The organism is Dysgonomonas sp. UBA7710 (genome assembly GCF_002482385.1).
Lineage (GTDB): Bacteria > Bacteroidota > Bacteroidia > Bacteroidales > Dysgonomonadaceae > Dysgonomonas.
This window is the reverse complement of sequence record NZ_DLFW01000006.1, coordinates 30,361-55,028: the sequence shown is the minus strand read 5'-3', so window position 1 is coordinate 55,028 and position 24,668 is coordinate 30,361. Positions and strand designations below refer to the sequence as shown.

The 24,668-nt window shown below is 38.8% G+C and carries 24 protein-coding genes; 18 read left to right on the top strand and 6 right to left on the bottom strand.

Translation table 11 applies throughout. The annotated features are described in order from the left end of the window. Positions 1-106 precede the first annotated feature (106 nt). Positions 107-853 (top strand): T9SS type A sorting domain-containing protein, encoded by a 747-nt coding sequence (locus B3317_RS03585; RefSeq protein ID WP_291108717.1) that lies wholly within the window; start codon positions 107-109, stop codon positions 851-853. 51 nt (positions 854-904) lie between these two features. On the opposite strand, the gene B3317_RS03580 is transcribed toward B3317_RS03585, so the two are convergent. Next, positions 905-1,057, bottom strand: coding sequence for a thermonuclease family protein (locus B3317_RS03580; protein ID WP_291108715.1), 153 nt, complete (start codon positions 1,055-1,057; stop codon positions 905-907). 187 nt (positions 1,058-1,244) lie between these two features. Between B3317_RS03580 and B3317_RS03575 the strand changes: the two genes are divergently transcribed. The 4 genes from B3317_RS03575 to B3317_RS03560 are packed head-to-tail and all read left to right on the top strand — an operon-like array spanning position 1,245 to position 10,025. Then, positions 1,245-2,393, top strand: a complete 1,149-nt coding sequence (locus tag B3317_RS03575) for a T9SS type A sorting domain-containing protein (protein WP_291108713.1) — start codon at positions 1,245-1,247, stop codon at positions 2,391-2,393. A gap of 5 nt (positions 2,394-2,398) precedes the next feature. Continuing rightward, the gene (locus B3317_RS03570; protein ID WP_291108711.1) at positions 2,399-6,148 is read left to right on the top strand and encodes a hypothetical protein; all 3,750 of its coding nucleotides are present in this window, start codon (positions 2,399-2,401) and stop codon (positions 6,146-6,148) included. Between the two features lie 55 nt (positions 6,149-6,203). Then, entirely contained in the window at positions 6,204-9,452 is a 3,249-nt protein-coding gene (locus B3317_RS03565; protein WP_291108709.1) for a DUF6443 domain-containing protein, read from the top strand. 24 nt (positions 9,453-9,476) lie between these two features. Next, on the top strand, positions 9,477-10,025 hold the full coding sequence (locus B3317_RS03560) for a DUF4738 domain-containing protein (RefSeq protein WP_291108707.1): 549 nt from the start codon (positions 9,477-9,479) through the stop codon (positions 10,023-10,025). A 96-nt stretch (positions 10,026-10,121) separates the two neighbouring features. Here B3317_RS03560 and B3317_RS03555 read toward each other — a convergent pair whose 3' ends face one another. Both B3317_RS03555 and B3317_RS03550 read right to left on the bottom strand, forming a co-directional pair. Continuing rightward, complete coding sequence (locus tag B3317_RS03555; protein WP_291108705.1) at positions 10,122-10,475, bottom strand: hypothetical protein; 354 nt, start codon at positions 10,473-10,475, stop codon at positions 10,122-10,124. Positions 10,476-10,519: 44 nt separating this feature from the next. Continuing rightward, positions 10,520-10,816 carry a putative quorum-sensing-regulated virulence factor gene (locus tag B3317_RS03550; RefSeq protein WP_291108704.1) on the bottom strand — a complete coding sequence of 99 codons (297 nt, stop codon included), beginning with the start codon at positions 10,814-10,816 and terminating at the stop codon, positions 10,520-10,522. A gap of 217 nt (positions 10,817-11,033) precedes the next feature. Between B3317_RS03550 and B3317_RS03545 the strand changes: the two genes are divergently transcribed. The 11 genes from B3317_RS03545 to B3317_RS03495 all read left to right on the top strand — a co-directional run bounded on the left by B3317_RS03545 (position 11,034) and on the right by B3317_RS03495 (position 19,069). Continuing rightward, positions 11,034-11,333 (top strand): hypothetical protein, encoded by a 300-nt coding sequence (locus B3317_RS03545; protein WP_291108702.1) that lies wholly within the window; start codon positions 11,034-11,036, stop codon positions 11,331-11,333. A gap of 12 nt (positions 11,334-11,345) precedes the next feature. Next, the gene (locus B3317_RS03540; protein WP_291108700.1) at positions 11,346-14,003 is read left to right on the top strand and encodes a DUF6443 domain-containing protein; all 2,658 of its coding nucleotides are present in this window, start codon (positions 11,346-11,348) and stop codon (positions 14,001-14,003) included. A gap of 72 nt (positions 14,004-14,075) precedes the next feature. Beyond that, complete coding sequence (locus B3317_RS03535; RefSeq protein ID WP_291108698.1) at positions 14,076-14,696, top strand: hypothetical protein; 621 nt, start codon at positions 14,076-14,078, stop codon at positions 14,694-14,696. After that, entirely contained in the window at positions 14,693-15,184 is a 492-nt protein-coding gene (locus B3317_RS03530) for a hypothetical protein (protein WP_291108696.1), read from the top strand. Before B3317_RS03535 ends, B3317_RS03530 begins: the two co-directional genes overlap by 4 nt. Before the next feature lie 190 nt (positions 15,185-15,374). Then, a complete protein-coding gene (locus tag B3317_RS03525; protein ID WP_291108694.1) occupies positions 15,375-15,875 on the top strand; it encodes a phBC6A51 family helix-turn-helix protein in 501 nt (166 codons plus the stop codon). Continuing rightward, a complete protein-coding gene (locus B3317_RS03520; RefSeq protein ID WP_291108692.1) occupies positions 15,853-16,182 on the top strand; it encodes a hypothetical protein in 330 nt (109 codons plus the stop codon). Before B3317_RS03525 ends, B3317_RS03520 begins: the two co-directional genes overlap by 23 nt. 19 nt (positions 16,183-16,201) lie before the next feature. Then, complete coding sequence (locus tag B3317_RS03515; protein WP_291108690.1) at positions 16,202-16,483, top strand: hypothetical protein; 282 nt, start codon at positions 16,202-16,204, stop codon at positions 16,481-16,483. Continuing rightward, positions 16,464-16,637, top strand: a complete 174-nt coding sequence (locus B3317_RS03510) for a hypothetical protein (RefSeq protein WP_291108688.1) — start codon at positions 16,464-16,466, stop codon at positions 16,635-16,637. Before B3317_RS03515 ends, B3317_RS03510 begins: the two co-directional genes overlap by 20 nt. Beyond that, entirely contained in the window at positions 16,595-16,870 is a 276-nt protein-coding gene (locus B3317_RS03505) for a D-Ala-D-Ala carboxypeptidase family metallohydrolase (protein ID WP_349680489.1), read from the top strand. The genes B3317_RS03510 and B3317_RS03505 overlap by 43 nt, the downstream gene beginning before the upstream one ends. Beyond that, entirely contained in the window at positions 16,867-17,214 is a 348-nt protein-coding gene (locus B3317_RS03500; protein WP_291108686.1) for a hypothetical protein, read from the top strand. The genes B3317_RS03505 and B3317_RS03500 overlap by 4 nt, the downstream gene beginning before the upstream one ends. 481 nt (positions 17,215-17,695) lie before the next feature. After that, entirely contained in the window at positions 17,696-19,069 is a 1,374-nt protein-coding gene (locus B3317_RS03495; RefSeq protein ID WP_291108684.1) for a T9SS type A sorting domain-containing protein, read from the top strand. Here B3317_RS03495 and B3317_RS03490 read toward each other — a convergent pair. The 3 genes from B3317_RS03490 to B3317_RS03480 form a co-directional block, all read right to left on the bottom strand. Next, on the bottom strand, positions 19,062-19,235 hold the full coding sequence (locus B3317_RS03490; protein ID WP_291108682.1) for a hypothetical protein: 174 nt from the start codon (positions 19,233-19,235) through the stop codon (positions 19,062-19,064). The two genes, B3317_RS03495 and B3317_RS03490, sit on opposite strands and share 8 nt — an antisense overlap. A gap of 262 nt (positions 19,236-19,497) precedes the next feature. After that, a complete protein-coding gene (gene fumC / locus B3317_RS03485) occupies positions 19,498-20,898 on the bottom strand; it encodes a class II fumarate hydratase (protein WP_291108680.1) in 1,401 nt (466 codons plus the stop codon). A 121-nt stretch (positions 20,899-21,019) separates the two neighbouring features. Further along, positions 21,020-21,379, bottom strand: coding sequence for a hypothetical protein (locus B3317_RS03480; RefSeq protein ID WP_291108678.1), 360 nt, complete (start codon positions 21,377-21,379; stop codon positions 21,020-21,022). A 369-nt stretch (positions 21,380-21,748) separates the two neighbouring features. Between B3317_RS03480 and B3317_RS03475 the strand changes: the two genes are divergently transcribed. Together B3317_RS03475 and B3317_RS03470 are read left to right on the top strand one after the other, a co-directional pair. After that, positions 21,749-23,596, top strand: coding sequence for a 2-oxoacid:acceptor oxidoreductase subunit alpha (locus B3317_RS03475; protein ID WP_291108676.1), 1,848 nt, complete (start codon positions 21,749-21,751; stop codon positions 23,594-23,596). Between the two features lie 4 nt (positions 23,597-23,600). Then, positions 23,601-24,632, top strand: a complete 1,032-nt coding sequence (locus B3317_RS03470; protein ID WP_291108674.1) for a 2-oxoacid:ferredoxin oxidoreductase subunit beta — start codon at positions 23,601-23,603, stop codon at positions 24,630-24,632. Positions 24,633-24,668: the final 36 nt, after the last annotated feature.

Here is a 24,668-nt window from a genome sequence, read left to right as displayed (position 1 = left end):
GATCCCGACAACTGGAAGAACCGGCAAGAAAACAAACTCTCGGGTGAGGTTGGCATCAAGAGCAACCTAGAAAATCTATCAGACGAAGACTTACAAAATATTATAGATGGCAAAGCTGAGTGACAGAGACATACTCATAAGAAAAGCGGAAGCGGCCATCATACTGCGAAAGCGAGACTCAGGTCAGGGAACACCTAATGCAACTTTCCGTGCTTCAGACAATGAATTTGGAACAGTAAAAGCAACTGTTATGTATGATGGTGTAAGTTACCAAGTGGAAAACTCTCGAGTATGGGTAGGACCTCCTGGGTATTATGCCTCCACTGACGGAGAGACATGGTTTCCGAAGCCAATTTGTATTGACAAAGGCATTGGGCCGGACAATGATGTTTACCCTAAATTGGAAGGAATCGAAGGAAATAGCCCACTTGATTATAAATGGACTCAAAAGTCAAATAATTTTCAATTTTTTCATACTAGTGTAAACAGAGCAATAGTACAACCATTATCAAAAGGTGATATGCTATTTACTTATAGTGCTAAGAACCAATGTGGCTGGTCTGTTACTCCTCAAATATTCCAGATTCCGGCTATAAGCTGCAGTGGATCTGGAGGGGGACTCCCAGGTGAAGGAGTACCAACTGATGGACCATTAAAGAGTACCGCCACTGGCACTCCGACTTCAACCTCCATAAAAGTCTATTCTTTCCCTACAGGTTCGCTTGTTTACAAAGAAAATAAAGCGATCAATTTCGACATTCAGAATACAACCCTTAATGCAGGTATCTATATTCTGGAAAAAACTGACGAAGAAGGTAATGTGACGCGTGAGAAAGTGATGAAAATTAAATAGAAAAATAATTTCTTCTGATAAATGAACCGCCTTTTTTAGATTATAGGCGGTTCACTTTCTTTTCTCCTTTCTCCATTGCCACGGATCAATAGTATCCCCATCTTTCCAAAGTCCTTTTCTATCCGCTCTTGCTCTTTCCTGAAGCTTTATATAATATTTATCCTTTGAATATTTGTAGTTGCATGCATAACCGGATCGGATCATTTCTTTACACAATTTTTATGTTTTAAAACCTGTTATCAAATATTAAATATTAATTAAATTGTGTTATTTTTATATTTTATTTGTGAAATCTGAAGAAGACATTTATCTATATTATAAGAGAGAAGCATTTCTCTTTATACAAGTGCCTGAAATCGTAATTTAAATACTAATAATTAATATCTTAACTATGAAACCTGCCCAAATTCTCATTTTGCTGTTCCTATGGATGGCATTACCCGGTTTTAGCCAATTGAACAGTTCTCACAACCATCTTCGTCCTGGCGATGTGTTAATAAAACAACAAGTAGAATACAAAGATCCCGGAGGGGCAGGCAAAGACCAGCTTTGGGATTTCAGAGATATCAAGACACTGAATGATGCCTATACCCTGACATATTCATTACCACCTCTGGAAGGGGATAGTGTCTATATACTGGGTGCTACCCGCTATCCTAAAAAGGATATTTCGGATGATGAGTTAATTGTGGGCACGGAACATAATACGATGTATTATTACCGGATGATACATGACTCGCTATTACAGACAGGGCATGAAAACCCCGTTGTCGAACTGAAATATACCAACCCGATGGTACTAATGCAATATCCGCTGAATTACGGTCAGTCGATTACCTCGGATTATACCTCTAAAGGTTTGTATTCGGGTACAGTGGATATACATACCCATGGTACAATGGTTACCGTGGCTGACGCCTATGGTAAGATGATATTACCTTCGGGGGATACATTAAGTCCTATACTTCGGGTAAAGGCAATACAAACCATCCTGAATACCCCTGTAGAAGGTTCATCTGGCATAGAGACGGGCGATCAGGGCAAACAGCTCGAGACCTGCCGCTGGTACAGCAAAGGCTACCGTTATCCGGTATTCGAAACAGTACGCAATATTAATATAGCAGACAGCACAACTATTTTTTCGACAGCTTTTTTCTATCCTCCGCAGGAACATCTGTACCTGGATACCGACCCGGAAAACCAAGCCTTACTTGACGAACTGTGGAAAGGGACGGAAGAAAAGCAAGCCATCGACCCTACAGCCAAGACAGTTATGCTACAAGATATTATGGTCTGTAAGATATACCCTAATCCTATAGTATCGGTTATGAATATCGAATATGAATTGAAGCAGGATGCCAGAGTCTCATTTGAACTTTATTCTATTGAGGGTTTGCCAGTAAAGAAGATAGCGGCTGAAAGTAAGACGGCGGGTACTTATTACGAAACGGTAGACTGTTCCAATTTGTCACCGAAAAATTATGTACTTCGTATTATTGCTAACGGAATATTTGTAAATGAAGTTATTATTAAAAAGTGAAGATTATGAAAAAAATAATTATATTATTGATATTATCGGTGCCTCTAAACCTGATTGCACAAAATTTTCAATTTATTCCTACAAGTTTTAATAGTTATTATTTTACTCCTCAAAATCTTGGATTTGCCACACCTCAGACAGCAGAATTTGCTAAATATGGGAATTTAGATATCAATCACTATAATGGATTGTTAAATTTAGAAATTCCGATAATGGAATATAAAGATCATGACTTTAACATACCCGTATCAATTAAGTATATATCTGATGGTTTTATCCCGGGACGAAGGCCATCATTAGTAGGAATGAACTGGATTTTGAATGTTGGCGGGGTTATAACTCGTGAAGTTATCGGCAGTCCTGATGACAATATAGGTAATAATTCCAGTGCGGAAAAGAATATGAAGGACGGGTTATTAGTGGCAATACGTAATAATGCATATAATTATAGCCAAAATGATTTGTGGAATTTTAATGTTCAGAAAACTGGTTCCGTTAATGATAATATAAAACATGACCTAGCCCCTGATATTTTTACTTTCAATTTTGGAAACCATCACGGAAAATTTATAATAGGTAATAATGGCAATGCTGTATCGTTAAATGATGATGGGTATAAAATAGATATAAATGGAGTGAGTGTTCAGGCATATGGAACAGAAAGGACGCCTTCCGGATCAATGATAAAAATAACTACTCCAGACGGATATACATATGAATTCGGCGGTAACAGCTCTTATTTGGAATATACGTGGCCTAATAATCCGCAAGGAGCAATGTTCAGACCGGTAACTATATCTTCTTGGTATTTAAATTCAATAACGGCGCCAAATAAGAGAAAGGTTTATTTCTCATATTCTTCCATACGCCAGACGCAAAGGTATAAGTATTTTGTATTTAATGGCAGCTCGGGTTTTGTGACTACATGGTCTATGGGACCGCCGGACTATTCTGCTACAAATTCTTTAAATGCGCCGGAGAAAAAAGAATTTGATTTTCTGGACTTTGTTTATGTCCCAATGCTGGATAAAATAACAATTGACGAAACTGCAATAAATTTCACCAGAAACCGTTTCTCATACTCCTTTTATAATGATGGCTATCAAGATTTATTAAATCTCAGCCTTATAGATATAAGATATCAGAACAGATTAATAAAAAAAAGTTCTTTCACATATGAAATACAGGGTTCCTACTTTTTTCTTAAAAATTTAAAGAATAATTCACACACACAAGATCCAGAAGCTTACGGGTTTGAATACAATTATACCAGCCAGTGGCCTAATCCTCAAACAATAGCTACTGACCATTGGGGTTTTTGGAATGGGGGATACAATATATCAGAAGACGCCGGTGATTATCTGGCAAATATAGAAAGCCGTAAAGCTGTAAATACCACTGTATTTAAAGTAGGATTATTAAAAAAGGTCGTATATCCTACCGGTGGTATAACTGAAATAGAATATGAGTATAATCGATATAATAATTATAAGAAAAAAAATTCTCAGAGCCTCCATTATGACGATATATCAAGCGTGTCCGGCATTCCCTGTGGAGGAGCAAGAGTATATTCTATGAAAGATTCAGACCAAACAACAGATAAAGTTTATAATTACAGGACTTTCCAGTACAAGAATCCTCAGACAAATAATCTGAACGGAGCTATAAACTTATTACCTAAATACAAATCAACGGAAGTTTTGGCATATTATAATTTTTCATCGGCTTATATTTGGGATCCAAAAGAAAATAAGCAGGTATATACACAATTAAGAAATGATTATAGCAGAACTCTATCAATAATAAGTAGCAATACATTATCTAAGGAAAAAAATATGAGCGAATATCATATAGGTTATCCTGATGTAATAGAATATTTATCAGATGGAAGTCAAATACATTATAATTTTTCAACTTGGACCGATGTGCCTGATGATGAAAACATAAACACAATACTTTTGGACTATATGTACGGATACACCTTGGTCAGCCGATCTTTAACCCTGCCTGAACTTAAAGACAAATATAGTATTTATACAATGAATGATATGTCGGCATTCAGAGGGAAATTATTGAAGAAAACCATCTATTCCGGTAATAATACAGTCGTGTTAACCGAGAATTATACATATAATTTAAGTCAGGCTAAAGATAAATATGCTGTGAGTACTATGGGATTGCCTTATGGGAACATTGCAAATAAAGTGTTTCTGGTTCCTTGCAGGTTAGTACGGAAACAAACAATTGATCAAAATAGTGTCTCACATATTGAAAATTATAAATACAATAAAACAAACCTAGTATCTGAATTAGAAACTATTGATAGCAATGGTTTGTTTTATAACATTTTGTATAAATACCCTATAGATTATGATAATCTTCCTACTACCGATAATATTAAAATACTTACTGATAAAAATATTATTAATGAGCCTGTAGAGATAATAAAAGCAATAAAGACAAGTGAAACTGGAGAAAAAAAAGCTATAGATGGTATTAAATATGATTATAAAGATGTGAATGGAATGGTCTTGAGAAATAATCTTTATCAATTATATACAAGTACTCCGCTCAGTTTAACCTCTTCTACCTTAAGTTCCAGTTTTATAAAAAAGCAAACATATCAAACTTATAATAAGTATGGTGTTCCCACATCTATAGCCAACAATGATATGGAAGAAAATATTTATTTGTGGTCATATAAAGGACAATATCTTATTGCAGAGATAAAAAACACAAGATATTCTGATGTCGTTAATGCGCTTGGACAAGCATTAATAGACAGGATCGCGCCTGCAATAGAACCTTCTGAGGCCGATTTAAAGGCAATAAATAACTTACGAAGCACTTTGAGTGGCGCTCATGTTACGACCTATACATATAGCCCATTAGTAGGGATAATAAGTTCAACTGACCCGATGGGTATTTCTACCTTTTATGAATATGATGAAACTGGTAGGTTAAGAGCCGCTTTTGACAATAAGCGCAATATTGTAAATAAAAACACATATAAATATAAAAACAATCCCAGCTCGGCTGGATATCCAATGCAAATTGCATTCGAGTCAATTCCGGATAATCTGGACATGGCAGCAGCTGTATATTATACATTCAGGGTTTTGAAATCCGGAGGGCCAAACCAGTTTTATTATAGATGGAAAATACAAGATGACATAGGTCAAATCATTGCAAACCAAATTACGACAACGCCGGAGTATACCGTGAATCTGGGGGAAATTTGGAAAGGGCAGAAGACGGTAACATGTACCTTAACTGATGAACTGACCGAAGAAACGGTAAGCATAAGTAAAAGCTTTAATATCTATCATTCGACGCCAATATTTGAAAATATTCAGTGGAAGGAAGAGAATGGGGAATGTATAATTACAGCTAATCTTAATGTACCTACGAGCCAAAATACCTCTTTCAAATATTGTTTTTACGGCTCCAGTCAACTTACATTATCCATGTGGTGGTATCCGAGTAATAATTATCCGGCATCACCTAATGCCTCGATAACATTTACAAATCCATACAGTAGCATTGACTTCCCTGATGAATCATTGTTTAGCGTACTTCCCTATACAGCAATACCTGCCGGAGTAAGTAAAGTAGAGTTGCGCATGCCGAAAGGGAATAACACTAAAGCCAGGCTTTTCATAAACCCTAAATTCAAAGAACTGGAATCCCGTACTGTCAATGGACAAATAGAATGGTTCGGGTGTCAGGTAGAATATCCGCGCCCTATGAATTAATGATGTGGTAAAATCATGGAAGTTTAATATTCAGTATTAAGTCAAACATAAAATTATGAAAACATTCTATTTATATATTATCCCGCTGCTATTGTCAGCTGTCCAGGATGTATTCTCTCAATCTTCCAACCAGAATTACATCCAGACCCGTATCTATACCAATGAAGCGGGAACAGACTACCTGGACCAAGTCCAATACTTTGACGGGCTTGGACGTCCCGTTCAGACTGTACAGAAAAAGGTAACGCCTTCCTATGCCGACCTGGTCACTTTTCAGGAATACGACAGTTTCGGGAGGGAATCAAGCAACTGGCTGCCTGCTGTTGCTTTAGGCAATAACGGGGCTTATATGCCTTTTACTGCCTACAAAGCAAAAGCAATGACTACCTATAGCAATGATTCGGCTTACAGCAGGCCCGTATATGAAGCTTCACCTCTGAACCGGATTCTGGAACAATACGGTCCGGGGCAAGGCTGGTATAATAATAGTAAAAAAGTAAGTACAGCCTATAAAACAAACATATCGGGAAATGCTACCCTGAACTGTATTCTGTACCGGGCAGGGGGAACAAAACAAAGCCCGACTCTGAGCCAAAGCGGCAACTATGTCACCGGCCAGCTCTATGTCACCGAGATGAAAGACGAGGACGACAATACCTCCTATGAATTCAAGGATAAGCTCGGTCAGGTAGTATTGACCCGCCAGATGGACGGGACGACACCACATGACACCTACTATGTCTATAATGACTTCGGCAATAAATGCTTTGTCCTTCCTCCAAGGATTCAGGACGAAGGGGTAACACAGGCCAAACTTAACGAGCTGGCCTACCAGTACAAATATGATCACCGCAACCGCTGTATAGCCAAGAAGTTACCCGGATGCGAGTGGATATACTATGTCTTTGATAATGCCGACCGCCTGATCTTTTCACAGGATGGGGAGCAGCGCAGCAGAGGGGAATGGATGTTCACCATTCCGGATGCGCTGGGGCGTACTGTCCTGACCGGAATTACCTATAACCTGATAAGTGTGGACAGCGGCGCAGTTTGTGCCGAATTCGGAGGAAATTATGGCGGTTATAAAATAAAGCTTGGAAACACTTACCTGAATATTCCGGCATCCTATTTGAAAATCTTTACTGTCAATTATTATGATAACTATAATTTCAGGGGTATGGCTGAGATACCGGTAAGCGGAACGGAGTATAATGCCGAAGCAGGCTACGGCACATGGTACGGGACTGATTATACCGACGCTAATAAGTATAAGAACAAAGGGATGCTGACAGGAACCCTGACGGCACAGATAAAATCCGACGGGACGGCATCTTCTTACCTGTATTCGGTGATGTATTACGACGCCAAGGGGCGATTGGTACAAACCAAGGGTAATAACCACCTGGCCGGAGGTATCGAAAAGGAATATATTGCCTATAACTTCACAGGACAGCCGACACAGAGGAAACATGTGCATCAGGTTACAGGCAAGAATACCCAGACCGAATATTACATCTACAAATATGACCAAGCCGGACGGCTGGTACTGGAAGCACACCTGCTGAATAGTGGGACTACCGTAACCCTCGCCGAAAACACCTATGACGAACTGGGAAGATTGAAGACAAATAAGAAAGGCGGACAGGCAAACCTGAATACAACCTATGCCTACAATATAAGGTCGTGGACAAACAGCATAGCCAATACGAATTTTAACGAGGCCTTGACTTATAGCTATAACGGTAATATATCATCCATGCAGTGGGGACAGGCAGGCAAAACCAGGAAATACACTTTCACCTATGACGGCCTTTCCCGCCTGAAAGCAGCAACCTATACGGGAGAATCCCCTACTAACTTTGCAACATCATATTCCTATGATAAGCATGGAAACATCAAGACCTTGCAACGTTACGGCATGACGGCTGCCTCCACCTACGGGATAATAGATAACCTCGCGGCCGAGCATACCGGCAACCAGTTGAAATATATTACGGACGCAGGGCCTAATGTAACGCTGAATGCGTCTATGGACTTTAAGGATTATACCAAGGGGACAGGGGTAGAATATACTTACAATGCCAACGGGGCGATGGTCAAAGACCTGAACAAAGGTATATCGGCTATAACCTACAACTTCCTGAACCTTCCGCAAATAGTGGATATAAAGAATATGAATGCCGAAGGACGGAATGAATACACCTATTCTGCATCGGGACAGAAACTGAAAGCTGTTCAGAAATGGAACCCGAATTATTATTCAGCTCCGGTAATCGGCTCGGATATTAATGTAAGCTCACTGACAATGAGCAGTACTACTGATTATGTAGGCAATATCATTTACGAAAACGGGACACTGAAAAGAATTCTTGTCGATGGTGGTTATTATGAATCAGGAAATTATTACTTTTACATCAACGACCATCTGGGTAACAACCGGATAGTGGCCAATGCAGCGGCATTGGTGGTTCAGAGTACGCAGTATTATCCTTTCGGTATGCCGTTTGCGGATGCTACGGGGCAAGATGTTCAGCCGTACAAGTATAATAATAAGGAGTTGGATGGTAGGAATGGGCTGAACTGGTTTGATTACAGTGCCAGGTATTTGTCTCTTGATATTCCGGTTATGCCGACGGTGGATCCACTGGCAGAGAAGGCATACGGTTGGTCACCATATGTTTACGTAAAAAATAACCCATTGAAATACATTGATCCTACGGGAAAACGAGAATGGCCTGTTAATGAAAAATATAATGGACATAATAGAAGGCATGAAAATAATTATGGAGCTGATAGACCTAATAATCGAAAACATGCAGGAGTAGATATCAATTTTGGGGCGGGCAGTGATGATATAGGCGCACCTGTATTAGCTACACATTCTGGAGTAGTTACTCGAGTTGCACATTATGCAGATGATAAAGATGGCGGTGGCAATAGGGTTAAAATTGCATACAATAAAGATGGAAAAGAAGTAGTTGCGACTTATTATATGCATTTAGATGAAATAACCGAAGGATTGAAAGTTGGAGATAAGATATCGGAGGGATATCAGATTGGAACTATCGGTGGTTCGGGCAAAGGTAAATCGGACGCCTATACTTCTCATTTACATTATGAAATACATGAAGATGGCAAAAAAGTTGATCCAACCACATCTGCTACGGGATTAAAAGATCCTCAAAAAATGGTAAATGGCGTGGCGAGTAATAAAGACTCTATGACAACATTGATTAAAAATTTAGGAAAAGTCGCTAATTTTATTAAGGATATAGGTAGTATTTTTGTTCAAAAAAGTAATTGATTTTTTCATGAAAAAGTAAATTTTATGTCTAAAATGGGTTTATATAAACAAGCAAGCATATGTTTTCTTTTATTTTTTTTGTTTGTTACATGTAACGGACAAGGAAATAGGGAGGATGGTATAAAAAAAGAGAAGAATATATCTGAAAGCTCAGATACTATTCGTCAGAATGTCATACAGCATGTAGACACTCTAGTAGGGCTATTTCGAATTGATTATACTATAATTGAATCTTTGGATGATACAATTTTAAAAGATAATATTTTAGCTACGGGAGATAAGGTTAAATATGAGTATAGAAATAGAGAGATATGTTTGAATATAGACTACCGTAAAACAACAATATTAAAAAAGAAAGTTAATAAAAATGATTTCACTTCAATAATACCGAAAGATAAAGTTCAAAAGTATCAAATTTGGAGTTTTGATATCAATAATATATCTGATACATTAGCAATTTTTTCGTTAAACATATGTGTGCCTGATACAGATGATTGTTATTCAGTCCTATATTCTGTATCCAATACAGGTAAAATTACAATATCAGAGGAAGAGGTTATATGGGAAGACTAATCTACTTAGTTTCCGTTGTAAGATATTCACGCCCCCGCTCGCGCAGACGTCCCGTTTGAGTGTTGCGTAGCAATAATTATAATCCTGTCGGTATTATCATCGGCAGGATAATTTATCTATATACTTATTCATTTTTTTTATCCCAAACTCAATATACTCATTTCCTTTCTTTACAATTTCGGTTTCAACGATAGCCTTCTGTATAAGTTTGTCGTTGAAACCGTATTTCTTGCTTAAGATATCTTGAGTCGGTTTTACAGGATTATCCCAATCCGAAAGGGAGTTACTGAAGCCGAATTTGAAATGGATCTCATAAGGTGGCTCCGGTATCTTTATTTTAGGTAAAAGCCAGAGCAAGGTATTTTCGTACTGCTTATATTTTTCTGTTTTGAATCGTTTACCTTTCCATGCTTCATTTACAGATAAAGGCTTGATATTGATACGTACCATTTTATATTTAAAATATAATAACGTTCAACAAAAGCCTCTTTCTCTTACAAGCTATTAACAATAGCCTGTTTCAGATTCATATTTGCATCATGCCAATTGAATGACTTGGGCATCCATTCTCGGTACTCCTTTGGAATATCCTTGAAGCTTTCACCTTTATGCTTTCCGAATGGCATTGTTTCAAGAGGTTTGCCGATAGTAGAACTGCTTTCCTTCACTTCTTTTTCTGCATCGCCTTTCTTTACTTTACCAATCTCGTGTATAGGAATGCCGGAGAGAAGCCGTCCTCCAGTACCATACATCTTCCATATCCGTTCTTTCTCGAATGTTATATCTTCCACTTTTCCGAAACGATCAACATTGCCGGCTAGATCGGATATTAAGCAATTCTCTTTTTCATCATCAATACGAGTACCTCGTCCTAATATCTGATAATACAGTGCAATAGAAGCCGTTGAGATACCGAGAATAATACAATCGATCTTCGTATAGTCATATCTTTGGGGCTATAAAAACCAATATCCAATAGCAGAAATCAAAAATGCGACATATGATCAAGTGAAAGCAATCATAAATGAAGCCACATTGACATCCATTGCTTCCAAGGATGAGCCTTCGACCTCGGACTGGGTTCTAATAGACGGCTTGCGGGCATTGCCGAATACTCTTGTCACCACCTATACATATAAACCTCTTGTAGGCATGCTCACTTCAACTGATCCGTCAGGAATAACTGCTTATTATGATTACGATGATTTCGGACGGTTGAAAGAAACCTATATTTATAAGGATAACATTATCGCTCCTGCCAATAAGCAGACTCTCCAGAAATATGAATATCATTATCATAACCAATAAACGACCTTCATTATGAAAACAAGATATATAGTTATCCATCTCTTATCGGTTTTAGTGATAGCCAATCTTCACTCTCAAACAGCAGTTCAGAACTACATCCAGACACGTACTTATACCAATGCTGCAGGAACAGCTTACCAGGATCAGATCCAATACTTCGACGGTTTAGGGCGTCCCATGCAAACCGTACAGCGGGGCATCACCCCGGATGGCAAAGACCTGGTCTCTATACAGGAATACGACGCTTTCGGGCGTGAGAGCAACACTTGGCTTGCCGGTACGGTAAGCGCAAGCAACAACGGGGCGTTTGTTTCGGTAGAAACGGCGAAAGGATATATAAAAGCCACCAATGGCAACGACCAGAAGCCTTATACCTATCCCCTCTACGAAGCCTCACCATTGAACAGGGTATTGGAAGAATACAGCCCCGGACAGGACTGGCATAATAACGGTAAAAAAGTGAGTACGGCTTATCTGACCAATATAGCGGGTGATGCCAGACTCAATTGTAAGCTTTATTTAGCCGGGGGTAGCAACCAAAGTCCTACCCTGAGCCAAAGCACAAATTATGCGACAGGGCAGCTCTATGTCACAGAGGTAAAGGACGAGGACGGCAATACGTCCTATGAATTCAAGGACAAACTGGGGCAGATAGTCCTGACAAGACAGATGGACGGAACAACACCCCTCGACACTTATTATGTCTATAACGACTTCGGCAACCAATGCTTTGTGCTTCCCCCACGGATTCAGGATGAGGGGATAACGCAAGCTAAACTCAATGAGCTGGCTTACCTATATAAATACGACACGCGCAACCGCTGCATAGCCAAGAAAATACCGGGCAGCGAATGGATATATTATGTTTATGATAAGGCCGACAGACTGATATTTTCGCAGGATGGAGAACAAAGAGGAAAGAAACCGACAGCGGAATGGACGTTTAATAAATACGATGCATTTGGCAGGGTAATAATCTCCGGAATACACAAAACTACAGAATCACACGATGCGCTGATAGCAAAATGCAAAGATATCGTTGTTATCGAAAAGCCCGGCGGCTACTATGAATATACCTGGAACTCTCTTCCGGAGGTTTCATATACCGGGACACTCTGCCTGAATTACTATGATAACTATTATGATTATTTTAATGCAACCTTAAGGGAAAAGTTGAAATTTGTAAAGAAGGACGGTTTTCCAGACCGGTATATCCACCATTCCCTGGGAGAAGGAACTCCCAAAGGGTTGCTTATCGGCACCCGTATCAAGACCTTTCAGGCAGATGGCAGCCTGGGTGAAATAGCTTCCAAAATGTATTATGATAATCGCGGACGTATTATTCAGGTTAATTCGACGAATCATCTGGGCGGTATTGACGAAGAACACATCGCTTACAATTTCACTGGGCAACCGGTCAAGAAAATGCATGTACACACCAAGGATGCCAATGGTAGTGGAAAGCTGACTGAACTATATACTTATACCTACGACCATGCCGGCCGGTTGCTAACCACCACCCACCAGCTGACGGACGGAGCAACGGTAAAACCGCAGGTAACACTGGCGGAGAATACGTATGATGATTTGGGAAGGTTGAAGACAAATAAGAAAGGAGGACAGGCGAACCTGAACTCAACTTATGCCTATAATGTGCGTTCGTGGACGAAATCCATTACCAGCCCGTTGTTTACTGAAACGCTGTATTATAATGAATCCTATGGAGGCAGCGTAAAGCAATATAATGGCAATATCTCGGCAATGAGCTGGTTATGCCCAACCGAATCAACTGTTCTTCGGATGTACAATTATACCTACGACAATCTTTCACGGCTGACAAAGGCAGATTACGGTGAGAACAGCACAGTTACCGGACGTTTCAATGAGCAATTCACCTATGACAAGCACGGTAATATGCTCAGCATCGTCCGCCGTGGTAATGCCACGATAGCCGGCAGTCCTGTGGTAGACAACCTTACTATTGCCTACAATGGCAACCAACTGAAGAAAGTGACAGATGCCGCCACCGCCACAGGTGTTAACGGGTCAATGGATATAAAAGACTATATCAACACCGATACCGAATATACTTACAATGCTAATGGGGCGATGAATAAAGATTTGAATAAAGGCATAACCGATATTCAATATAATTCCTTAAATTTACCGAGGCTGCTGGATATTAAAAGCCCTGTAGCCGAAGGACGCAACGAATATACATATACAGCCTCAGGCGTGAAGCTGAAATCAGTGCAGAAATGGAATCCGAATTATTCTACGACTCCTGTCATCGGTTCGGCAGTCAACGTAAGCGCCTTGACAATGACAAAGACTACGGATTATGTGGGTAATATCATCTATGAAAATAATGCATTAAAACGGATATTGGTAGAGGGTGGTTATATCGAAGCAGGCGTGTATCATTATTACCTGACCGACCATTTGGGAAATAACCGGGTAGTAACTAATGCAAGCGGTACGGTAATCCAGATCAACCATTATTATCCTTTCGGGATGCACTTTGCTCCGGGGACAGGTGGTGAATTGCAGCCGTATAAGTACAATAATAAGGAACTGGATCAGATGCACGGGTTGAATATGTATGATTATAGTGCGAGGTATTATGAGAGTGCGTTAGGAAGGTTTACGAGTGTTGATCCATTGGCATAGAAATATTATAATATTAGTCCGTATGCGTATTCGGCTAATAATCCTATCAAATTTGTAGATAAAGATGGTAGAATGTTTGGTCCACCAGATAAACCAGGATTGTGGAAAAGTGCAAAAGCTCTATATGCAGCAACATATACAGTTGTGAGACAAACTATCGGTAATACTACAGGTATTAGCTCAGATGCTTCTAGTTTAGGTGGAGCAGTAGCAGCTTCCCTATCGCGTTATGATGAAGTAAATTTAAAAGGAGATCTTATCGATAAGATAAAAGCGGATCCGGCAATGCAAATAGCGGAACAGTCATTTGTCGGACAATTGGAAAGTAATGAAAAATTAGGGAAAGAAGATTTTACTTATGGAGGTATTTTACGCGTCCAATTTGGAGGAAGTAGGGGAGATGGTCAAGGAAGTTGGGAAGTTGGGAAAACATTAGATGTCGCCCTAAATTCATTAACCTGGCTTATAAGAAATACTGATGTAAACGCCAGCGCGACAGTCTCGAAAGATGGAAAAGTGAAAATAACGTATTCGTTAAGCCCAAACGAGAAATTGGATTTAAGGCCTAATGGCAGTGAGTTATCATATGATATAATAACCAGCGTGTTAGGTTTTCTATATCATGATATTGCGGGGGGAAGCGATCAAACGAAAACAAGAGCAACATGGACAACAGAAACAGAATTAAAATGAGAATAATTTTAGTATTAAGTATTATTATTAGCTTCTTTAATTGTATAGGAGGTGTTAAAGATCAACACCCGGATCCTTATTATCATGAAACTGGTGGTTGGGATTACAGAAGGATGCCTCTGACTAAGCCTTTAGAATTGATAAGTAATGATAAAATCACATGGGGTGTTATAGGATATAAAGCAAACATATATTCGATAACTAGTATTAACAAAATGAAATGTGTGGATAGTCTCCATTATTTATTTCGTTCCTTGGGAACAGTATATATAAAAGGGGTCGAATATAATCAGGCATGGTTTATCGCAGATATAAAAGATAAATCAATTGATGGCTATACAGATTATCAAATATTTACAGATTTATTGAATATGAAATATAATATACAGATTGATACAGCAACTTGGAAAAGTCCCGATGATTATTACAAGGAGTTTGTGAAAATAAGAAAGTTACCGTGGATTCCAGATTGGAAGGAAAACAGGTGAGTTTGTACAGGTTTGTAATGTATGTTGCAGCAATAATTAAAATCCTGCAGTATCATCATCGGCAGGATGATCTTCTATAATATATACAATTTGTTCAGCGGAGCAGAGAAGATACAGAATGAAAACTAATAAGAGGAGTTACCGAAAAAGTAGCTCCTTTTTATATTTTAGGGTAAAGCGCTTCTCCATCATGGCAAAATACAATAAGAAGATAGTTGAAAATATCTGCGAACTGATTCGTACAGATAGTTATACTATTGCCGAGATATGCCGGACGGTGGGTATTGCAAAAGACACATATTATCATTGGCTTAAAACAAAATCCGACTTTTCGGACGCTATAAAGAAAGCGGAAAATGAATTTAACGAATTGATTATAACCGAAGCCAAGAAATCTCTTGTCAAGATGATTCGCGGATATACGGTACAGGAAAAGCGCACCGTGACTGCCGATACGGGTAAGCGCGATGAGAACGATAAACCTATTGTAAAAGTAAAAGAGCATTCAGTTACAGATAAACACTATCAACCTGTGCCCGCTGCCGTGTTTTTCGCATTATCCAACCGTGACCCTAAAAACTGGCAAAATAACAGAACTTCTAACGATCAATTCAACGGTAGCAATGATACATCAGACGATGATAAACCCGCAACAATGAGACTACCCGATGGTACAGAAATCGAAGTTTAAAAAACCAGAACTGGAACGGTTCGGAAAAGAGCCGAATATCGATCTGACTAAGAATCCGAAACAAGCAGAGTTTTTCCTTACATTCATGGCAGCGGCTCAGCATAAGAACCCGTATAAAATACTTTCATACGGCGGGGCCATACGCGGAGGGAAAACATTTGTGTGTCTGGCTATATTCATGCGACTGGCTGAAGTATTCCCACAATCCCGCTGGCATGTTATCCGTAAGGATATGCCATCTTTGGAAGCTACATCTATACCGTCATTCGAGAAACTGATATCAGGCTCTAATAACTGGAATTTTTAATTATATCCCATTATTTGCATTGACGATTGTAGACGCTATGCAAATGACTGCTGTCGGTTATCTGAATGGATATCACGGATACTCTATTCCTGTTCTTCCTGTTCTAATTCTATTCGGTGCAATCGGTATCGGCATAATAAAAGTGAAGTCCATACTTGAAAAGGCTGAAGATAAGGCTAAATTTGAAAGGGTTGGCACATTGGCCAGTAGTATTATTAAAAATAGAGATGATGCAGCAGCTGTTATTGCAGAATTAGGTAAATACTTAAAAGAAGATAGTGATGGCAACACAAATAACTAAAAATTTCACGTTTGAGGAATTAAGCCATTCCAACACGGCCGTAGCAAGAGGTATAGAGAATGTACCTGATGTTCAACAACAGTTGAATTTAACAGCGTTAGCCAAAAGGTTATTGCAACCGCTAAGGGATATTTATACAATGAACCCTCTATAATAAATAGTGGGTTTAGAAGTCAGGAAACGAATAAAGCAGTCGGAGGCGTACCGAACTCACAGCACACAAAAGGGCAGGCGGCCGATGTCCAGGTTAAAGATCCGCGAAAGCTACTTGCAACCTTATTGAAAAGCAGTTTAGATTTTGACCAGGCTATTTTATATCAGGATGGTAGAAATAACTTCTTGCATAATAGGAAACAGGTATTATATTCTAAAGGGACTAAGCCATGAAAAAAGCATCACTCATTTTTTTAGCAATGTTAGTTTGTCTTGTAGTGGGCATTTTTATTGGCGGTTCAAGTATTGATACCGGACCAAAGTTAGAATATATAAAAGGAGCCACAATAACCGGATCAGTAAGTCCGACACAGTTTAAACCGATAAAAGAAGAAAAACCATACATTCATTACCGGGATACAGGAAGTATAAAGTATGTGAATCTTCCGGCTGATACGGCTACAATAATAGCAGATTGGGAGCTAAAGCGAACATATAAACTAACAGCCTTCGATAATAAGACACAAGGTAAGTTAGAATTTTCCCGGTTATTCAATATAACAGACTTGCAACCTTAGATTACAATTTTACTCCGATGATTGAGCGCCAGATAATATATAAAAGAAAAGTCTGGCAACCATTTATATCAGGCTCATATTCTACTCTTAACTACGTTAATTTGGGAGGCGGGATATTCTACCATAATTTAGGCTTTGAATATCAATATCAAAAGAGTTTAGGAAATCAAAATAACGGACATTTGTTCGGACTAAAATATAAATTCTAATCCAATTCATAGTTATTATTTATCGTTACAACCGTCTTGCTTGGAAAAACAGGAAGATTTCATTAAAGTGAATATCACATTAAAATGCTTATATTTATAATAAAAAAAATTACTATTGATGTTAATTTACGAAAATTGCATTATATTTGAAAGAGTAATCAACCTTAAAATAATGCCTATGGAATAAAATTACCCATTTTTCTATTTGTGATAAATATTGTATACAATAAGCTTCCCCAAAGTGATTATTGTTTAATTAATAATTTATGGTTATGAAGAAGATATTGTTGTTATTAAGTTTCGTTTTTATTTCATTGATAAATATAAACGCCCAACCAGCTCAATTATCAGGAATATATCCTAAATATAATTTAGGCTCTAGACCTTTAGAAGACCAGACGCATGAATACGATATATCCTTAATATATGGCTCAAGTGATACATATATACAATTAAGGTGTACTAATGGTGTTTTTACAGTTAATAACTCTTCCTCATATAGCATATCAGCAAGGAGTTCTTTTTCGGTTAAAGTTAAATGGGGAAAAGCTGGAGCAGGAGAAATTTACGGCTCAGATGGGGAAAATCACAGAGCAAGTTATGGAGTTATTATAGAGAAAGCTGCTGTATCCATTTCCGGACCGTCAACTGTCAAATATAATGAATATGCTGAATATACATTATCATTCAATCCTAATATAGGTATAAATAGTTTGACTTGGAATAATTCTCCAGAATTTGAATATGTCAGTGGACAAAATACCCTGAACTATAAAGTTCGACTTATTAAAAATGACTCTAAAACTATAAATAATGCAATAGTAGTTACTGCAAATACAGATTTTGGAAATTTGTCAGCGACAAAGTCTATTGATATAAAACCCGTATTATCAATCAATTCAAATAATACGGTAGTATGTAACGGAAATAATGTATCATATTCAATTAATTCGTTAATGAGTGGGGCCACTATCACTTGGCAAGCTGGAACGAATATGGCCCTCGTCTCCGGTCAAGGAACGGCAAATGCTACTTTCCGCGCATCGGGTAATGGATATGGAACAGTAAAAGCAATAGTAACATATAATGGGGAAAACTATTCCTTGGAAAACTCTCAAGTATGGGTAGGCCCGCCAAGATTTATATCCTCTCCTAATTATGAATCCACTCAGTATAGAGATATTTTAGAAACATTTTTCCTTACTGCAATTTTCAATGGTACCCCTACATCATACACATGGAAAGTTAATGGATCTCCATTATCAAGTAGATATCTAAATGATGATGCAGGAACAATATCTATCCCATTCAAATATCTACCTGCAGGTAACTATACTTACACAGTAGCAGCTAGTAACTCCTGCGGAACTGTTTCAGAACTATTTTTTGTAACAATTACAAACGAAGAACCCAATGAAGGGAAGGACTCCCCTGTAATAATTACAAAATCAGCCATTTACACCCCATCATCTACTCTTAGTAATATCAAGATCTACTCTTTTCCTACAGGTTCCCTTGTATACAAAGAGAATAAAGCTATCAATTTCGACATCCAGAATACAACCCTTAATGCAGGCATCTATATTCTGGAAAAAACAGATGAAGCGGGTAATGTGACTCGTGAGAAAGTGATGAAGATTAAATAGTAAAATAATTGCTTTCGATAGTTGAACCGCCTAAATTGTAAGAAAGGCGGTTCATTTTCTTTTCAGCTTTTGTTTTTTCCTGAAGCTTGATATAATATTTATCTTTTGAATATTTGTAGTTCCATGTATAACCAGCCCAGATCATTTCGGCGTTGATTATTGTCAATTATGCATCCTTATTTACACTGCTATTTCTACTATTTTTTTCTCTGAAAATATTAAAAGATTTAGCTGTTGATATCTATAATATAGGACATTTATCAATAAAACTGACTAATAAAGAATAAGTAATAAGGCGATTTAATATCTATTGCTCAAATGAATAATATTATAAAAGCAAAGTGCTTCCTTCATGCGCACGAAATAAAGAATCTCTTCAAACTTAATTGAAGAGATTCTTTATTTTAAGCCGTTATTCTATTTATCATTTAATTCAGTTTCAAGCTTCCAACCATATCCTCCGGACGAACCCATTTGTCAAACTCTTCGGCGGTAAGGAATCCTGATTTAATAGCCTCTTCTTTTAATGTTGTTCCGTTTTTATGCGCGGCTTTTGCTATTGCAGCAGCTTTTTCATAACCAATATGTGTATTAAGTGCGGTAACAAGCATCAGAGAATTATCTACCAATTCCTTTATTCGTTTGTGGTTAGGCTCTATGCCTGCAACACAATGGTCATTGAACGATTTACAAGCATCACCTAGTAATTGGGCTGATTGCAGAAAATTAGCCGCGATAACAGGCTTGAAAACATTGAGTTCATAATTACCCTGTGATCCTGCGATGGAGATTGTTGTATTATTCCCCATAACCTGTACGCAAACCATTGTGATGGCCTCGTTTTGAGTAGGGTTTACTTTTCCCGGCATAATTGACGATCCCGGTTCATTTTCGGGTAATATCAGTTCTCCGATACCAGAACGTGGCCCTGAACCCAGCAGACGAATATCCTGCGCTATTTTGAATAGTGCCACCGCCATTTGATTCAAGGCCCCATGGGTGCCGACAATGGCATCGTGCGAGGCCAGCGCTTCAAACTTATTAGGGGCGGTAATAAAAGGTAAACCTGTAAATTGGGCAATGTATTCTGCTACCTTCACGTCATATCCGTCAGGTGTATTCAAGCCAGTACCTACAGCTGTCCCTCCCAGTGCAAGCTGGGATAAATGCTTCAATGTAGCTTTAGTTGCATCGATAGCATATTGTAATTGAGCTGCATAACCGGAAAACTCCTGTCCTAAGGTTAGTGGTGTTGCATCTTGCAGATGTGTCCGGCCTATTTTTATAATGTCTTTAAAATCATTAGCCTTACTGCTTAAAGCCGTCTGTAGTTCCTGAGCTTTAGGTATCGTTTGCTCTATAATCTTTTTATATGCGGCAATATGTAATGCGGTAGGGTAGGTATCATTTGAAGACTGTGATTTGTTTACATCGTCATTCGGATGGATCGGACTCTTTTCTCCGAGTTTACCGCCACTTAATACCAATGCCCGGTTGGATATAACTTCGTTGACATTCATATTTGATTGTGTACCTGACCCGGTTTGCCATATTACGAGTGGAAACTGGTCATCGAGTTTACCTCCTAATATCTCATCACATACTTTGGCTATCAGGTCCCTTTTCGAAACCTCCAAAACCCCCAGATCGGCGTTGGCATATGCCGCTGCTTTTTTCAGGTAGGCAAATGCATAGATTATCTCTTTGGGCATAGACGCTTCCGGCCCTATTTTGAAGTTATTTCTTGAGCGTTCAGTTTGTGCTCCCCAGTATTTGTCAGCAGGGACTTTTACTTCCCCCATAGTGTCTTTTTCTATGCGATATTCCATATTTTTTGTATATTTAATTTATTGGTATGAAGTTCGGAATAATTATGATAAAAGTCAAAATCTATTGTATTAAATTTAGATACAAAGAATTATCAGGAGGCAGAGATTTAATATAACAGCTTTATATAGCTATGATTGTTGCAATACCTACCAATACTGCAATTATTCCCAGGGCATTCTGATATTGGAAAAACTTTTTATCAGAATCCTCATATCTTCTTATTTTCAGATATCTGTAAATAAATAATAAGCCAATTAGTATTTCTATTGCACTGCCGCAAATAAGAAAGAACCAGTAAATGGCATTTTCCTGAATAACACTGTATCGGATTGTACTTAGTATTACGATACCTGCAACACCCCAAATGATAATTAATGGCGCAATACAGGCCTGCCATAAAGCCATTTTTTTCACAATGGGATATTTGTTGAATAGGAAAGATATTAATCCGAAGATTATCAAAATAATAGCATATATCATATTGGATTTATTTAAAGTGAACCCAAATATACCTATACTTTTTCTGATTATCCAGTTTTATCTATAAAGAAAGGTCTTGTATCAAAATAATCTATTCGGTATAGACGGGTTTTACCAATACGTTGATAAAATATTTTATCAGATAATTCTTCGTCATATTTCTTCATTGATTCATGCTTTTTAATTAAAAGATAAGGACTCAATCAATAATTGAAGAAAAATGCTTGAGTTCTTTTTAACGAAACTATGTAACCCGAAGTAAAAAGTGTTATTTTGGCATTTTTTTACTCAATTTAGTTTGTTTATTCATTAATACTTTTTTCCTTTGTTCATGATTTAATATACTATCTGTTATTTATAGAATTAGTAATGCAAAACACAGTAAAAATTAAGGACGTAAAGGACATAGTCATACGTTTTTCAGGTGATTCGGGGGATGGCATGCAGTTAACCGGAACCATCTTCTCAAACCTTTCAGCAATCTTTGGGAATCAAATCTCCACCTTCCCTGATTTTCCGGCAGAAATCAGAGCTCCTCAAGGTACTCTTTCCGGGGTTTCCGGATTTCAGGTACATTTAGGAAACCAGATTTACAATTCCGGAGATAAGGCGGATGTATTAGTTGCGATGAATCCGGCAGCATTGAAAGTAAATGCCAATTTTCTGAAAAAAGATTCCGTTATTATTATTGATACGGACTCTTTCTCGAAAAGAGATATGGAGAAGGCACAGTTTGCCACAGAAGATCCTTTTGTAGAGTTGGGACTTACCACTCAGCAAATAATCTCAGTTCCTGTTACTTCATTGACTAAAAGTAGTCTGGAAGGAATGGAAATGGATATGAAATCGCGTATCCGTAGTAAAAATATGTTTGCCTTAGGTTTGGTTTGCTGGTTGTTTAACCGACCTCTCGATGTTGCTAACCATATGCTTTCGGCTAAATTTGCAAAGAAACCCGTATTGGTGGAAGCAAATCTGAAAGTATTGGCCGATGGTTTTAATTATGGACAGAATACTGACACTACCATATCATCATATCGTGTAGAAACTGTAAATGTGGATAAGGGTTATTATCTGGATGTAAATGGTAATACAGCTACTGCTTACGGGCTGATTGCCGCTTCAGAAAATTCAGGTAAGCCGCTTTTCTTAGGCTCATATCCGATTACACCCGCTACTGACATATTGCATGAGCTCGTTAAATTTAAACAGTTAGGAGTTAAGGCCATTCAGGTCGAAGATGAAATAGCAGGAGTGTGTACGGCTATCGGGGCAAGTTTTGCCGGAAGCCTTGCCGCTACCTCAACTTCCGGTCCCGGTCTGGCGCTGAAGGGAGAAGCTATAGGTCTTGCCGTAATGGCAGAATTGCCTCTTGTTGTTGTGGATGTTCAGCGCGGAGGCCCGTCGACAGGTTTGCCGACCAAAACAGAACAAACCGACCTTCGCCAGGCTCTGTATGGACGTAATGGCGAAAGCCCAATTGTTGTTATGGCGGCTGCCAGCCCGACAGACTGTTTCGATATGGCATACTGGGCATCTAAAATTGCATTGGAGCATATAACTCCGGTTATATTACTTACCGACGGTTATATCGCCAATGGTTCATCCGCATGGCGTATACCTGATTTGGATAAGTATCCGTCTATAGTGCCGCACGATGTAAGCCAATATAAGGGCAATGAATGGCGCAGCGCATTACGTGACGATGAAACAATGGTACGTTATTGGGCCGAGGCTGGTCTTGAAGGTTATACACACCGTATAGGAGGGCTCGAAAAAGATTATACCACGGGAGCCATATCTACAGATGCGGCTAATCATCAGAAAATGGTGAACGTGCGTCAGGCTAAAGTTGATAAGATTGCTGATTTTATCCCGCAGTTGGAATTAATCGGTGGAGAAGATGCCGACTTGCTCGTTGTGGGTTGGGGCGGTACATACGGACACCTTCGCGAAGCTGTGGAGAAAATGAATGACGCCGGGCAGAAAGTAGCTTTGGCTCATTTCCGTTTTATTAGCCCGTTGCCGAAAAATACAGCTGCAGTACTTAATAAGTTTAAGAAAATTATTGTTGCAGAACAAAATAATGGCCAGTTTGCCGGCTATTTGCAGGAAAAAATAGAGGGATTGCAAATATCCCGTTACAATAAGGTTGAAGGGCAGCCTTTTGCTGTATCCGACCTGATAGAAGCATTCACCAAGAAATTAGGAGAGTAAAACTATGGATGTAAATGTGAAAATGGCCTCATCTCATCAGGCCAAAGATTATAAAAGCGATCAGTATGTACGCTGGTGTCCGGGGTGCGGAGACCATGCTCTTCTCAACTGTTTATATAAAGCAATGGCCGAACTGGATATACTGCCGCATATGACGGCTGTGGTTTCAGGTATCGGTTGTTCTTCACGTCTGCCTTATTATATGAATACATATGGTTTCCATACTATTCATGGACGTGGGGCTGCCGTGGCTACAGGAGTGAAGACTGCAAAACCTGAATTATCTGTATGGCTGGCTACAGGCGACGGCGATTGCCTGGCAATCGGCGGTAACCATTTTATTCACGCGGTTCGCCGTAATGTGGATATAAATATTCTGTTATTGAACAATAAAATATACGGGTTAACGAAAGGGCAATTTTCCCCGACATCCGACCGGGGATTTGTTTCAAAATCTTCTCCGTATGGTACAGTCGAAGATCCGTTCCATCCTGTTGAGCTGGCTTTAGGCGCTCGCGGAACCTTTTTCGCCCGTTGTATCGACGTCGATCTGGCAAATACTACCGAGATTTTGACACATGCGGCACGGCATAAAGGTACGTCTGTTGTGGAAATCCTCCAGAATTGTGTGATATTTAACGACGCTATCCACGACAATATTGTAGATAAAGCATGGAGGGCCGAACGTACAATATTGCTTAAGCATGGGGAGAAAATGCTGTTCGGAGCCAATAAAGATAAAGGTCTTGTTATGGACGGATGGCAGATCAAAGATGTGATTATCGGACAAAACGGATTTACAATAGATGATGTCCTTGTTCATGATGCTACAATGCAGGATGATACTTTGCATATGAAATTGGGTCTGATGTCTCCTGAAAACGGACTGCCTTTGGCTTTAGGTGTTATCCGCGATGTAGAAGGGCCTACATACGATCAGGGAGTGGCAGATCAGATTAAGGATGTGCAAGCGAAGAATCCTGTGCGTAAGTTAAGGGATTACCTGATGGCTAAGGATGTGTGGGAAGTAAAATAAGTCTAAGATATTCGAGATAATTTTGAAAGCCGGAGT

What these genes read in the sequence shown, in the direction of transcription:
- B3317_RS03565 (WP_291108709.1), top strand. Translation starts at nt 6,204, where the DNA reads ATGAAAACATTCTATTTATATATTATCCCGCTGCTATTGTCAGCTGTC.
- B3317_RS03495 (WP_291108684.1), top strand. Translation starts at nt 17,696, where the DNA reads ATGAAGAAGATATTGTTGTTATTAAGTTTCGTTTTTATTTCATTGATA.
- B3317_RS03560 (WP_291108707.1), top strand. Translation starts at nt 9,477, where the DNA reads ATGTCTAAAATGGGTTTATATAAACAAGCAAGCATATGTTTTCTTTTA.
- B3317_RS03575 (WP_291108713.1), top strand. Translation starts at nt 1,245, where the DNA reads ATGAAACCTGCCCAAATTCTCATTTTGCTGTTCCTATGGATGGCATTA.
- B3317_RS03555 (WP_291108705.1), bottom strand. Translation starts at nt 10,475, where the DNA reads ATGGTACGTATCAATATCAAGCCTTTATCTGTAAATGAAGCATGGAAA.
- B3317_RS03530 (WP_291108696.1), top strand. Translation starts at nt 14,693, where the DNA reads ATGAGAATAATTTTAGTATTAAGTATTATTATTAGCTTCTTTAATTGT.
- B3317_RS03585 (WP_291108717.1), top strand. Translation starts at nt 107, where the DNA reads ATGGCAAAGCTGAGTGACAGAGACATACTCATAAGAAAAGCGGAAGCG.
- B3317_RS03580 (WP_291108715.1), bottom strand. Translation starts at nt 1,057, where the DNA reads ATGATCCGATCCGGTTATGCATGCAACTACAAATATTCAAAGGATAAA.
- B3317_RS03475 (WP_291108676.1), top strand. Translation starts at nt 21,749, where the DNA reads ATGCAAAACACAGTAAAAATTAAGGACGTAAAGGACATAGTCATACGT.
- B3317_RS03520 (WP_291108692.1), top strand. Translation starts at nt 15,853, where the DNA reads ATGGTACAGAAATCGAAGTTTAAAAAACCAGAACTGGAACGGTTCGGA.
- B3317_RS03470 (WP_291108674.1), top strand. Translation starts at nt 23,601, where the DNA reads ATGGATGTAAATGTGAAAATGGCCTCATCTCATCAGGCCAAAGATTAT.
- B3317_RS03535 (WP_291108698.1), top strand. Translation starts at nt 14,076, where the DNA reads ATGTTTGGTCCACCAGATAAACCAGGATTGTGGAAAAGTGCAAAAGCT.
- B3317_RS03570 (WP_291108711.1), top strand. Translation starts at nt 2,399, where the DNA reads ATGAAAAAAATAATTATATTATTGATATTATCGGTGCCTCTAAACCTG.
- B3317_RS03525 (WP_291108694.1), top strand. Translation starts at nt 15,375, where the DNA reads ATGGCAAAATACAATAAGAAGATAGTTGAAAATATCTGCGAACTGATT.
- B3317_RS03500 (WP_291108686.1), top strand. Translation starts at nt 16,867, where the DNA reads ATGAAAAAAGCATCACTCATTTTTTTAGCAATGTTAGTTTGTCTTGTA.
- B3317_RS03480 (WP_291108678.1), bottom strand. Translation starts at nt 21,379, where the DNA reads ATGATATATGCTATTATTTTGATAATCTTCGGATTAATATCTTTCCTA.
- fumC (WP_291108680.1), bottom strand. Translation starts at nt 20,898, where the DNA reads ATGGAATATCGCATAGAAAAAGACACTATGGGGGAAGTAAAAGTCCCT.
- B3317_RS03510 (WP_291108688.1), top strand. Translation starts at nt 16,464, where the DNA reads ATGGCAACACAAATAACTAAAAATTTCACGTTTGAGGAATTAAGCCAT.
- B3317_RS03540 (WP_291108700.1), top strand. Translation starts at nt 11,346, where the DNA reads ATGAAAACAAGATATATAGTTATCCATCTCTTATCGGTTTTAGTGATA.